The 12,597-nt window shown below is 46.7% G+C and carries 13 protein-coding genes and 1 other annotated feature; of the genes, 7 read left to right on the forward strand and 6 right to left on the reverse strand.

Going from position 1 to position 12,597, the window contains the following annotated elements; all coding sequences use genetic code 11:
• Window positions 1-15: 15 nt before the first annotated feature.
• Window positions 16-303: a binding site (T-box leader), on the reverse strand.
• 219 nt (window positions 304-522) lie between these two features.
• Both ACQ5BJ_RS22235 and ACQ5BJ_RS22240 read left to right on the forward strand, forming a co-directional pair.
• On the forward strand, window positions 523-1,488 hold the full coding sequence (locus ACQ5BJ_RS22235; protein ID WP_005551148.1) for an aldose 1-epimerase: 966 nt from the start codon (window positions 523-525) through the stop codon (window positions 1,486-1,488).
• Window positions 1,489-1,635: 147 nt separating this feature from the next.
• Window positions 1,636-1,869 (forward strand): alpha/beta-type small acid-soluble spore protein, encoded by a 234-nt coding sequence (locus tag ACQ5BJ_RS22240; protein ID WP_005551150.1) that lies wholly within the window; start codon window positions 1,636-1,638, stop codon window positions 1,867-1,869.
• Between the two features lie 133 nt (window positions 1,870-2,002).
• Here ACQ5BJ_RS22240 and ACQ5BJ_RS22245 read toward each other — a convergent pair whose 3' ends face one another.
• The gene (locus ACQ5BJ_RS22245) at window positions 2,003-2,401 is read right to left on the reverse strand and encodes a hypothetical protein (protein ID WP_005551152.1); all 399 of its coding nucleotides are present in this window, start codon (window positions 2,399-2,401) and stop codon (window positions 2,003-2,005) included.
• 238 nt (window positions 2,402-2,639) lie between these two features.
• Here ACQ5BJ_RS22245 and ACQ5BJ_RS22250 point away from each other — a divergent pair, with 238 nt between their 5' ends.
• Window positions 2,640-3,896 carry a methyl-accepting chemotaxis protein gene (locus ACQ5BJ_RS22250; RefSeq protein ID WP_005551154.1) on the forward strand — a complete coding sequence of 419 codons (1,257 nt, stop codon included), beginning with the start codon at window positions 2,640-2,642 and terminating at the stop codon, window positions 3,894-3,896.
• Between the two features lie 148 nt (window positions 3,897-4,044).
• Here ACQ5BJ_RS22250 and ACQ5BJ_RS22255 read toward each other — a convergent pair whose 3' ends face one another.
• Window positions 4,045-5,229: an MFS transporter gene (locus tag ACQ5BJ_RS22255; RefSeq protein ID WP_430112409.1), complete on the reverse strand. Its 1,185-nt coding sequence runs from the start codon at window positions 5,227-5,229 to the stop codon at window positions 4,045-4,047.
• Window positions 5,230-5,294: 65 nt separating this feature from the next.
• The gene (locus ACQ5BJ_RS22260) at window positions 5,295-7,085 is read right to left on the reverse strand and encodes a M3 family oligoendopeptidase (RefSeq protein ID WP_268599810.1); all 1,791 of its coding nucleotides are present in this window, start codon (window positions 7,083-7,085) and stop codon (window positions 5,295-5,297) included.
• A 131-nt stretch (window positions 7,086-7,216) separates the two neighbouring features.
• On the opposite strand from ACQ5BJ_RS22260, the gene ACQ5BJ_RS22265 reads away from it, so the two are divergent.
• The gene (locus tag ACQ5BJ_RS22265; protein ID WP_005551157.1) at window positions 7,217-7,396 is read left to right on the forward strand and encodes a YycC family protein; all 180 of its coding nucleotides are present in this window, start codon (window positions 7,217-7,219) and stop codon (window positions 7,394-7,396) included.
• Complete coding sequence (locus tag ACQ5BJ_RS22270; RefSeq protein ID WP_430112411.1) at window positions 7,393-7,545, forward strand: hypothetical protein; 153 nt, start codon at window positions 7,393-7,395, stop codon at window positions 7,543-7,545. The genes ACQ5BJ_RS22265 and ACQ5BJ_RS22270 overlap by 4 nt, the downstream gene beginning before the upstream one ends.
• Window positions 7,546-7,636: 91 nt before the next feature.
• On the opposite strand, the gene ACQ5BJ_RS22275 is transcribed toward ACQ5BJ_RS22270, so the two are convergent.
• Window positions 7,637-8,332 (reverse strand): DUF2225 domain-containing protein, encoded by a 696-nt coding sequence (locus tag ACQ5BJ_RS22275; protein ID WP_005551161.1) that lies wholly within the window; start codon window positions 8,330-8,332, stop codon window positions 7,637-7,639.
• 105 nt (window positions 8,333-8,437) lie between these two features.
• Window positions 8,438-8,827 carry a globin gene (locus tag ACQ5BJ_RS22280; protein ID WP_005551163.1) on the reverse strand — a complete coding sequence of 130 codons (390 nt, stop codon included), beginning with the start codon at window positions 8,825-8,827 and terminating at the stop codon, window positions 8,438-8,440.
• A gap of 538 nt (window positions 8,828-9,365) precedes the next feature.
• Here ACQ5BJ_RS22280 and ylbJ point away from each other — a divergent pair.
• A complete protein-coding gene (ylbJ, locus tag ACQ5BJ_RS22285; protein WP_430112414.1) occupies window positions 9,366-10,649 on the forward strand; it encodes a sporulation integral membrane protein YlbJ in 1,284 nt (427 codons plus the stop codon).
• Window positions 10,650-10,769: 120 nt separating this feature from the next.
• Window positions 10,770-11,606, forward strand: a complete 837-nt coding sequence (locus ACQ5BJ_RS22290) for an NAD kinase (protein WP_367667403.1) — start codon at window positions 10,770-10,772, stop codon at window positions 11,604-11,606.
• 136 nt (window positions 11,607-11,742) lie between these two features.
• On the opposite strand, the gene ACQ5BJ_RS22295 is transcribed toward ACQ5BJ_RS22290, so the two are convergent.
• The gene (locus ACQ5BJ_RS22295; RefSeq protein ID WP_430112416.1) at window positions 11,743-12,339 is read right to left on the reverse strand and encodes a YutD family protein; all 597 of its coding nucleotides are present in this window, start codon (window positions 12,337-12,339) and stop codon (window positions 11,743-11,745) included.
• Window positions 12,340-12,597: the final 258 nt, after the last annotated feature.

Genomic DNA, 12,597 nt, shown 5'->3' on the forward strand with positions numbered 1-12,597 from the left:
AAAGGCCCTTCATCCGCAAGGGACGAAGAACCGTGGTGCCACCCTAATTCGCCTGCATATTCAATGATACTGCACCCTATCTTACGAGCACAACAAGGAAGCATTCATCAGCAATTGCCGACTTCCTCTCTGCAAGCCTTATACTCAGTAACGCTGAGCTGCGGCCATGTCTACTTCATGTATTTCACAGGTTCAACATAGCTTTCCGAGGCCCATTCCACCTATGCATTCGCGTCGGTTCACAGCAACCACCGACTCTCTGGAGCTACCGCATAGCGTACTTGCCCTCATCATCAATTTCTTTGTTTTCGATTTCGATCCTCACTTATGCGAGCTCTACATAACTAAGAATTAGCCATAAGAATAGCGAAGATTTATCGATTTGTCAATCAATCTCCAGTCTATGCCATGTCTTTGGCAATTCTCCACCCTAATTTAGCTTCAATGACTTTCAAGCATGAATTTGCTATCATGAAAAGTAACTAATCATTACATAACTCCACGAGTAAAGGGGCAAAACGCATGTACCAAATAACGAAAGGCACATGGAACGAGTATGAAACCGTCATTTTGCATAGCGACACACTTGAGGCAACCTTGCTGCCATCGCTAGGCGCTAATCTCATTCGGTTATGGGACAAAGTGCTTGAACGCGACATACTGCGTACACCAGCCGAAAGCGATCTAGATTATTATATGACGAAGCCTTATCACTTCGGCATTCCGATGCTTATGCCTCCAGGACGAATCCGCCGCGGACAATTCCAGTATGCTGGCGTCTCCTATCAATTCGATCAAAATACAGCCAACAACAACCATATCCATGGACTCCATCGCTTGCAGTCTTGGCAAGTTGTCCGAGCTGAAGCCTTGGAGGATCGCGCTATGGTCACCGTTCAATTCCACTCCTCTGATGACAAGCACTGGATGGAGCAATACCCTACTCCGCTCCAGTTCGAGCTTACTTATGAACTAAAGGGGAGCCAGTTGACTCAGCAGCTGCAAGTCACCAATGTCGGCGGTCAGGCTGCACCATTTGGCTTCGGGACACATACCTGGTTCCAGCTTGACGGTGAACCGGAACGTTGGAAACTGCAGGTTCCTGTTACAGGTGTGTACGAACTTGACGAGGAGCTCATTATGACAGGGAATACATTGCCGCTTGGCGATAATGAACAACTGATTGAAGGAATGAACTTAGAGGGGACCGACTTCGATACCGTGTTCAGCATTGGGGAGCATAAGCCTGAAGCTTGGCTGTCCCGCGAAGATGGATACCGCATTCGTTATACAGGCAACGAACCATGGTTTAAACATTGGGTGCTCTATACGCGAGGCAATGCCAATGAGATTATTTGTGTGGAACCTTATACATGGCTTCCTGATGCACCTAATCTTCCGTTCGGCAATGATGTTACGGGCCTAATAGAACTCGAACCGAACAAGCCGATTGTTCTTCAATTGGAACTTGAAATTCAGCACCCATAAATGGGAGCGTGTCCGAATATCAACTCACTTTCCGCCATAATGCCAAGTCATCCAGACTTGGCATTATTTACATTCCAAAACGATCACTTCCTCTCGCATATTTCACCTCTATCTCTCCATAATAACTATCACAAGGAGGTGAACAACATGCCAAATCAACAACAAGGAAGCGGAAGCCGCAGCAACAATCTCGTTGTTCCTCAAGCAACAGCAGCTCTTCAACAAATGAAATTTGAGATTGCTCAAGAATTGGGTATTCCAATTTCCCAAGACGGTTACTACGGTAACTATACATCTCGTGATATGGGCTCCATCGGAGGCTACATCACAAAGCGTCTTGTGCAAATTGCTGAACAGCAATTGGCTGGTCGCGCTCGCTAATTATAGCTGTTGAGATTGTAAAGCTACACCCATACTTAACGAAAAAGCAGGAGCGTCCTACTTACAGTAAACTGTCGGAAGGTACTCCTGCTTTGTAGTTGAATAAAGCATTTGTTTTTTACTTTTTATTTCATTAGGATACATTTCTGTAAGTATGTAAACTATCTTCCTTCTTCTCCAAAATATGAACCATATTGTAGTTGGATTCAAACCATGTGCTAACTTGCAACTCACCATGCTTCACCGTAAAGTCGTACACAATCTCGCCGTGCGTCCAGTTCTTCTTATGCTTCAAACTCTCAATAGCTGTTTGTAAAAATTGGGATACTTGCTGTCTCGTTAATCCTTGTCGAACCGGCTTAAGCTCCCCACCGCAGCTTTCTAAAGCATCGTGCTTGACTCCGAATTTGCCCACAATATCATTGCGAAGGCACACTACAATTGTCCCACCTGTCAGGCCAATCAGTTCTGATTCTAATTGGTCAAAAACTAGGCTGATTTGCCTAGCCAATGGCATTGAAACAGATTTCATTGATTGATTCCTCCCTTTCTCACAGAAGACAAGCTTCAAATTTTTGGTTCTTTAGTCACAGTATACAGGATTATTTTCCCTTAATCAACACATTCTTACATATCCTTATTTGAACGTTGACGAATTTCGTCTAATCGTGTTGAAATTGCTAACATTTTCATAGACCATCCTCTCCGCCGATGCTATAATAATTCCAAATTCTATATTATGGAATGACAGTGAAAAAAGGAGCGGTCTCATGAACTGGTTCTATCGGTTAAACTTCAAACAAAAGCTGTTGTTCGGCTGTTACGGTATCGTTGGTCTATTCGCATTGGCGACAATAGTCCTACTCCTAGCTGATGTAAGTGTTGCAACCGGCATAATCATTATTGCTATCTTAATCGGCATCAGCTATCCCATCATAAACCTTCTCGAAAACTCATTGAGTGCTCCAATCAAAGACATCGCCCAGTCAGCCCTTCAAGTATCCAAGGGCGACTTCTCCCAAACCCTTACCGTTACGACCAATGATTCACTTGGAGAACTTGGGCATGCATTCAATTCCATGATCATTAAGCTTCGTGAAATTTTGCGGCAAACAACCGATATTACTCGCCACGTATCCGAATCGAGCAGAGAGATGTACCATATGAATCAAAATTTGAGGCTCGTAATGGAACAAGTGACATCTTCATCAAATGAACTTGCAATTGGTGCGACTGAAATATCTGAGGATATTGCATCAATGTCAAATTCCGTCAAGCAAATTGAGCAGAAGGTGGAGTCTTATACACATTCCACGAAGGAAATGAACGATCGCTCCGCTTTCACTGTAGGGCTTGTTACCAAGGGAAGAACCGCAGTAGAGACGCAAAGTGCCGGCATGCAACGCAATATTGAAGCAACTGATCAGGTTGCCTCAACAATCGAAGAACTAGCGAGACAGGCAGAGGGCATTTCCAAGATTACACGAACCATCTCGGATATTGCGGAACAAACCAATTTATTGTCTCTTAACGCATCCATTGAAGCAGCACGTGCAGGTGAACATGGACGCGGATTCGCGATCGTCGCCCAAGAAGTTCGCAAGCTGGCTGAGGAATCGTCTGCTTCGACTAAGGAAGTATTTCAACTCGTAAAAAGCATTGAATCCGGCATCCGCCAAGCAATAACGAATATTCATATCAACGAAGAAGTTGTACACGCTCAAACTGATCTGATTAAAGAAACGGAACGTATATTCCTGGAGATCGTAGACAGCATCCAATTCATCACCGAGCGGATCGCAACCTTTGCCTATGAGAGCGATGCGATGCTTGAAGGCGCTGTTACTATTTCGAGTGCCGTTGAGAACATCTCAGCCATTACCCAGCAATCTGCTGCTGGAACGGAACAAGTATCCGCTTCAATGAATGAACAGATTACATCCGTACAAGCGATGGCCGACGCTACTGAGCAAATGCAGCAAAAGGTCATCCAACTGCAGCGTACCATCCAAGTATTCAAATTCTAATTTACCCCAATCTATCCGGTGAATATAACAAACGGGGCAGCCTTAAGTAGCATTCTACTCAGGGCTGCCCCGTTTTTATTATGATTCCATTTCCCTGCCCTATCGCCATCAGCCTGTTAGGGTAATTTCCTGTCCATTTACATCAATGTTAAATTGCTGCTTCTTGTTCAATTGCAAGTCTACGCTGGCGATCCTTGCGGATCCATAACATGAACCCCACCGTTCCAAGAAGGGCAAGAATGAAGCCAATGCTGTACATGACGCCGCCGCCATACGACTCCTGCAATGCTCCCCCAACAACTCCTCCTGCCAATCCGGACAAGCCAAAGAACACCATACCAAGCATCGATTGTCCTGTAGCTGCTAATTTCTGCGGAAGAAGCTGCACTACGAATTCGATTGCCAAAGCCCAGAAGCAAGCATACGTAATCGAATGCATTCCTTGCAGCGCGATTAGCATCACCGGCTCAGTCGTGATCGAATACAACAGCCATCGAAGCGCATATAACATGCTGACAACGGAAAGCAATGTCAGCATTCGGTAGCGCTTCATGATTCGACCCATAATGAGGAAGCCAAAAACTTCACTGAATCCTGCAACGGCCCACGCAATCGAGATCTGCCCGGAGGTTGCGCCCAAATCGCTCATATGCAGCGACAATAGCGCATCGTTCATCCGGTGAGGCATCCCAATGACAAAAATAAGAGCAAGCAATACTAGCAAGGATGGAATGGTAAGCACCTTTTTCAAAATGGTCATATTCACCACTTCATCAGTCTCACTATCCTCATATCTCGGTTCCTTCAAAAAGAACATGCCGACAAAAAAGCTGGACCAAACCGGCAAATACATCCAGAATAGCGAATCCACTCCACCCAGCAAATCGAATACCTGCGCTAGCGTTACAGCCGTAATGGTAAAACCAACCGATCCCCAAAGGCGAACGGCTCCATACGATTGCTGCATTGAATTGGCTATTTTAACTGTTAACGTATCAAGCAAGGAAATCGATGGAAGATAGCAAATATACAAAATCAGAATACTAACCGCGACAAGGATACGATCCGTTGTCAAAAAAGCTAATGACGCTGATATTCCCAATACAATCCACAGGCCGATCAATAGGGGGCGAACCTTTCGGATGCGGTCGCTAATCAGACCTGCGGCAGGCTGTGCAAACATCGCCAGAAAAGGCCCCAACATTAATAAAGTGCCTACTTCAAACGGTTCGAAGCCCCGCTCCCGCAATAGGAGCGGCAAATAAGAAAGCAGTACGGCATTCGTTGAGTAAAACAAAGCATGGAACAGCTTAAGAAGCCTAGTTGATGTCACCAAGTTGTTTTCCTTTCTATTTAAGCCTCATTTAACTTGCACGGTCTATCCATTGTCACTCTAATTTATTCAGTCATTTGCAGGAACAATTCCACGTCTTGCAATGTTACATCTATCGCCGATTGCCAGAAATCTGGCTTCGTCAAATCCACGCCAAGGTGCTTCTGTGCAAGATCTTCTACCGTCATTACCGCTGTATCTCTCAGCAACGCATCATATTTCGCTGCGAAGGACTCGCCTTCCTGCAATGCACGCGCGTATAATCCCGTACTGAACAAATAGCCGAATGTGTATGGGAAGTTGTAGAACGGTACACCAGTCATGTAGAAATGCAGCTTGGACGCCCAGAAGTGCGGGTGGTATGAATCCAATGTACCACAGAACGCTTCCTTCTGTGCTTCTTCCATAAGTGAGCACAGTTCCTCTGAGGACAATACGCCTTGCTTGCGCTTCTCATAGAAGCGAGTCTCGAACAGGAAGCGCGCGTGAATATTCATGTAGAACGCAATCGAGCGTTGAAGCTTATCTTCCAACAGCGCCAGCTTCTCCTTCTCGTCCTTCGCCTGCTTCACCGCTGAATCTGCTACGATCATCTCTGCAAATGTTGAAGCCGTCTCTGCCACATTCATCGCATATTCCCGTGCAAATGGAGGCAAGCCTTCCATCACATGCGTATGATAACCATGTCCAAGCTCATGTGCAAGCGTGGACACGTTCGATGGTGTGCCAGCATAAGTCATGAATATACGCGTTTCCTTGCTTACAGGCATTGATGTACAGAACCCGCCTGGGCGCTTGCCAGAGCGATCTTCTGCTTCAATCCAGCGCTTTTCGAAAGCATTCACTGCGAATTCAGCCATGCGTGGACTGAATTTCTCGAATTGCTCTACAATTATACGCGCGCCATCATCATAAGAGATTTTCGATTGCGTGCCGCCAATTGGCGCTTCTACATCACACCATGTGAGTTTTTCCACACCAAGCAGCTTAGCCTTGCGCTCCAAGTACTTCACAAACGCTGGCTTGTTGCGTGTAATGGTTTCCCACATAGCATTCAGCGTCGCCTGCGACATCCGATTGTATGCAAGGGGCTCCTTCAACACATCTTTCCATCCGCGGTTCTCATACAGTTTCAAACGGAAGCCTGCAATGCGGTTCAATGCGTCTGCACAGTAGTCTGCACGCTCTCCCCATGCCTCTTCCCACTTCATAAACATGTCCTCACGGACCGAACGATCAGCATCGGACAGCTTGTTGTCAGCTTGTCCTGCTGAAAGATGCACCGTCTCCCCATTCTCTTCATGCGTGATACGGAAATGGGATACAATTGTATTGTAGTTGGCACTCCATCCGTGATATCCGTCCGTTGCCAAATCGCCTACAAGCGCTTCCTTCTCCGGCGACATTTTCTCTTTTGCCCATTCACGGCGTTCAGTCAAATTGAAGCGAATTCCTTCAATTTCAGGCAGTACAACGAATTCAGACCATACTTGCTCATCCATGCCGCGCAATAGCTCATCATACAACGTATTTAAAGTTACCATTCGGGCACCGATGGAACGTACACGATCCGATAATTGAATCGCTTTCTTATCCTTCACATTTTGTGCCGTCAAACAGCCTATGTAAGCACCAGCCTCACGCAACTCTATAATCAATTGCTGCAGTTGCTCAGTCAATTTGGCAAGCTGTTGCGCCTCTTTAACAGATTGAGGTATCGCCATTGCCTTAAGCTCATTCGTGATCGAAGCAATCTTTTGCTCACTGGATGATAATGAAGCCTTCAGTGCTTCAGATTCTGATCCACCTTCAAAAAAGACATCCAAATCCCATGTTTGACTTAACGGTTGTTTCATCGTGCACACACCTTTCATTTGGCTTAATTTGTCCACCCTATTCAACCTTGCAAAGTTTGAGTTTTGCATCTTGACCGTGTATAACTAAACTATATCAAAATCATATGAACTCGCATAGGGAGGATCGTGAGATGAGACCATTACCAATCTCCGCAGACACCGCTGTCAAACTGTCTAAGGCACTTCATGTTCCCTTAGAGCAGCTCATGCATATGCCGCAGCACATTCTATTGCAAAAGCTTGCTGAACTCAATAAAGCACAACAGAACCCTTCTGATACAGACAAATCACCGGAGAATACCACGGAATGATACCATTTGAAAACACACTGCCGTATGATCATGTCATGGATATCCATGACGGCAAGAAAAGGCTCCTTGTATTCCCATGCTGCCGCAACCGTCTCGTTATTGTTGATGCAGACAGCGATTATTTACTTGCAGATCGAGCTATTCGTTAATTTCAGACGCTGAGAACAAGACAAAGACGCGTATCCATGCCAGTTGTGCCGGATACACGTCTTTTTGTCTATTCATCCATTCGGCGATCAATTATGTATTTTGTACGTCTTCGGTTCCTTCTCTCATTTCCTCGCGGATAAGGGTCCATTGCTCTCTGGCAGCTCGGATCATTGCCGCATCCATGATTCGTTTGTCGTGGATAATTCGACTGAAACATTTGACTGCCTCATTAAATTCACCTAATCTGCGATGCAGCTCTCCAATGATATAAATAAGCCGCGCATCATTTTGATCCCGCCATTCCTGTTCAAGCACTGCAACGTAGGCTTCAAGCGCGAATTGCAAATATCGTCGTTCTTCCACCACATCATTCCGATATCGATACAACCAAGCAATATGATGAAGGATGCCCGCGACCACCCGATGGCTCTCCCCAATAGTCTGGGCAGTTAACAGCGCAAGCTGGTACGTTGCAAGCGCATCCTCCCAAGTACGTTCGCCACCGTAATCGTGAGTTGTCCACTGCTTCGCAATGCGTTCCTCGAATTTCTTGCGCTGCGGTTCATACCAGTGCTTTAACGAATTTTCTGTGGATGCACATCCACATGAAGGACATACCCGAACCACATAATAGTCCGGATTTACCTTCCCGTTATCATAGTGCGTACAAAAGTCACTGTCGATGAGTGTAGGCTTCTTGAAGCGAGGCCGTACACGCGAGGTGACAAATACTTGCTCACAGTAAGGGCATCCTACCTTTACCGTAAACAGCGGTTCAACCTCCATAAATCGTTCCTCTTTTCTGCTGATCGATTATGTCGAGTCATACGAAGTCCATTGAAAACGACACCATTATGGAATACATGAGCCGTTCTGTTAAGAAGCAACAAATCAGGCCTCGTCATTCGTATTAATAAAATGATAGGCTGGTCCTGACAAGCGATCTATGACCATTGTCGCAAGCCCTGGCTCCATATTTATTTCATGAAGCGCTTCCCGCATGCAGCCTAACCATGCATCTGCGCGCTCACGCGTAACCGGAAACGGCAAATGCCGCGCCCGCATCATCGGGTGCCCGAACTGATCTGAATAGATCGGAGGTCCTCCAAAAAACTGCGTCAAGAACATAAACTGCCGTTCCATTACAGGTTCAATATCCTCTGGGAATAAAGGCGCAAGCAAAGGATGAGCCTGAACTCGTGGATAGAAAGCTTCAACCATCTTCCGCACCGTTGCCTCTCCACCGATTGCCTCATATATCGATTGACTATACCGTTCCATAATCGCTCCTATCTATTCCATGATGCGGCTGCAACCAGCAGCCGGTACATAGGCAATGAAGTAGTCCATGTTCAACACTTTATTACAAACGAGCAGAAGTTTCAATCAATTGAGCGATGAACACATAAATAAGAACACAAAAAAAACGCTGAGCATCTGTTCAGCGTCCGGACGTAGCGGTATTATATTTTCTTACTTAACATTTACCAATCTTCTTCTGGAGATCCCATTAACGACTCTCGAATGACATATACAAAAGCACATACGAGGATGCCTGCGATAATGCTCATTCCAATCACCCCTAACGATCGGATACGCATAATTCATCTTTCTTTATTTTAGTGTACCATAATGTTTCCCAAAAAAACACGGAGAAATGCAAGCGTTTCCTTTACGTTTTGATTACAGAATGAAGACAAAATTGTATCACGGCCGCAGTGTTCGAAAGGAGAACTGCATGATTGTTGCCCCTTCATCATATGTTGGTATAGCAGTGGTCGTCCCATTGACTGAACATAACAGAGGGAGTGAATTAGCAATGAGCCGCCCGCGGACAAGCTCCTCCATGCTTATCACGTTCATCGCAGCAGCAATTAGCATGTTTATTTTATTGATGATGTTATATCCAAATACCGTTTTAACCGCTTCTACACGGGGATTGGCCATATGGTGGGACGTTTTGTTCCCTTCCCTGCTCCCATTCTTTATTATATCCGAGGCATTGCTTGGTTTCGGCATTGTACACTTCATCGGCACGCTGCTCGATCCAATTATGCGCCCAATGTTCCGTATTCCTGGAATTGGCGGCTTCGTGGTTGCGATGGGGTTCGCTTCCGGGTATCCTGTTGGGGCTAAGCTAACGACGCAATTGCGGCTGCAAAAGCTAATCTCCCGTGAAGAAGGAGAACGTCTCGTTGCCTTTACTACTTCATCCGATCCTATTTTTCTGATTGGTGCCGTCTCCATTGGCTTCTTCGGCGACGCTCGGCTCGCCCTCACCATCGCCCTTGCACATTATGGATCCGCATTCGTCGTTGGGCTGCTGATGCGATTTCACGCTCCGCAAGTTCCAATGACTCCATTAACATCATCAACCGAACTTACTGCACCTGACGGCCAGTGTACAAAGAGATCTTCCATACTGATTAGAGCGTTCTGGGCCATGCATGTGGCGAGGCAGAAGGATGGCCGCTCCCTAGGAACGTTATTGCAGGAGGCTGTTACCTCTTCCTTGAAGCTTATGATCGTAGTGGGCGGTCTCGTCGTATTCTTCTCCGTCGCATTGGACTTATTAACTGTGATTGGTGTTATGCATACATGGGAGGCAGTGCTCCAATGGTTCCTTCGAGCCGTTCACCTGCCCCCTTCTTTATCCTCTGCCTTCTCCGGCGGAATATTCGAGGTTACACTTGGGGCTAAGGGGGCTGGAGCAGCAGGCTCTGCTGGTATGCATGCACAGGTGGTTGCTGCTGCATGGATACTATCATGGGGCGGACTGTCTGTGCATGCACAAATCGTCAGTATTATGAACCAGTGTGATTTAAGATATATGCCGTTCTTGTTGTCTCGGCTTGTCCACAGCTTACTTGCAGCACTTGCCGCCTTTATTTTATATCCGTTGCTGCATTTAAGCACCGTGCAGTCTCTGCTGCCTGCTTGGCTTTCGAGCTCCCGCCACTCCATGCAAACATTGAAGATATGGGATATAGCATGGTCAGCTACGCAGACCGGACTTATGACTGCAACAATTTTGATCGGCTTATTAAGCGCTGCCTCTGCAGCTATCGTACTGCTTCGATATATGCGCCGAACCAGCAAATAAGATGACCTTGGCACTGATTAGATGAAATGGCGATTGTATTCCCGCTGTAGAACGTATAATATGGAATTGGATATACTCGTTATAAATCTTAATGAATAGCAGTGCAAAGGAGCCAACGCCTTGAAGTACGCAGTAATGAACCGGGGAGACGACGTATCAGCCGCATTGGCCGATACGTTCCACCAACTGGCCAACGCTCGGGGCCTAGTCCGTGATGATGACGAACCGAATATTGTATTGTCTATAGGCGGAGACGGCACGATGCTTCAAGCGTTCCACCGATACATCAATCAGCTTGATCAGCTGGCATTCGTGGGCATACATACCGGCCACCTCGGATTTTACGCCGATTGGAAGCCAGATGAAATTGAGATGCTCGTACAGTTGATCGCAGAAAATCGATCTCAAGACCAAATCTCACCGCGCATCGTCAAGTATCCGTTAATTGAATTGCAGTTAGACGCAGATGACGCCGAATACTGCAAGACATACATCGCCTTAAATGAATTTACGCTTAAAGGGGTAGAAAACACGCTCGTCGCACAAATTGATATTAATGACGAGCTGTTCGAAATGTTCCGCGGAGATGGGATATGCGTGTCTACCCCATCAGGAAGCACAGCATACAATAAGAGTCTTGGCGGCGCTATGGTGCATCCTTCTATCGCATCGTTACAGCTTGCTGAAATTGCGTCCATTAACAACCGTGTGTACCGTACACTCGGTTCATCGCTCATTTTGCCAAAGCACCATCATTGTGACATCTATTCCCGAAAGAAGCAAAAGCTGCTCCTTACGGTCGATCATATCAACATACCGCTGGAGCAATTGCGCTCCATCCGCTGCCGGGTCGCTGATCAGAAGGTGACATTTATCCGATATCGTCCGTTCCCATTCTGGAATCGGGTAAGAGAAGCCTTCCTCGGTTATGATGAGCACGGCTGCTATAACGTATAGATCTCGACTTCGATTCCCGCTGTTCTGTTGGAACGGTGGGGCATATTTGTATTCTAACTTCGTTGAAATATAAACGGCACCCCTATTCATTTCTAATGAATAGGGGTGCCGTTTATAGCTATGATCTTCTTCGTTTTTAGGAACGCACTTCTTTAGGCGTGCGTTCTGCCCGCTCCTTCGGTTCCGCAGCCGCCCTAGGCTGCTGACCAGAAGGATTCGCTGCGCCGCCCTTGCCATTATTCTGCTTGTTGCGGTTGCGAGAATGACGAGGCTTGCGCTCAGATGAGGATGGCTTTTGTACAGGATCTGTCACCGCATCTTGATTAGATTGCTTCGGCTGCAGCGCGATTCCTTGCTTCGGTTGCTGCGGCAGATCCTCAGTAGGCGCTTCCAATGCTGCTGCACCTTCCTGTTCTGCTTCATCTCCTTGCTCGCCAGCCGTTCGCACACGGGCATCCTTATTGCCTACCTTCTCCAATATGAAATAGGCACAGCCAAAATTGCAGTATTCATTAATGTAATCCATCATTCCGGACAGGGCCGTATCCTTTGTGGATTTCGCATGAGTGTCACGGAAGAAACCTTTGAGGCGAAGCTGATTGTAGCCCCAATCCCCTAGAATGTAATCATACCGTTCCAGTACTTCACTATAACGCCCCTTGAATGCTTCTGGATTCCATGCGTTTTTGTACTCATGAATGACTTCGTACGATCTGCCTCCAATTTGAATCACGTCCGTGATTCCCCCTTCCCCTGCCATAGCAGGCTCAAGCACGAACGGAGGAGCGCGCTTTATCGAGGTTGTTTCGAAGAGGCCTGCATGCTCCTCTCATCCCGATTGCCACTGCCTTCTCCTTATAAGTATCGCAAGCAGCACTCATAAGGAGTCAGGGTGTTTCGAGTAGATCCAATCTTCTTGCTGCTGGACATCGGCTTCTCGAACGGGCACTCATTAGGCGAACTCCGTCTCATACCCATCGACTCGCCGCTG

The organism is Paenibacillus sp. B1-35, assembly GCF_050474385.1.
Classification (GTDB): Bacteria; Bacillota; Bacilli; order Paenibacillales; family Paenibacillaceae; genus Paenibacillus_B; species Paenibacillus_B alvei.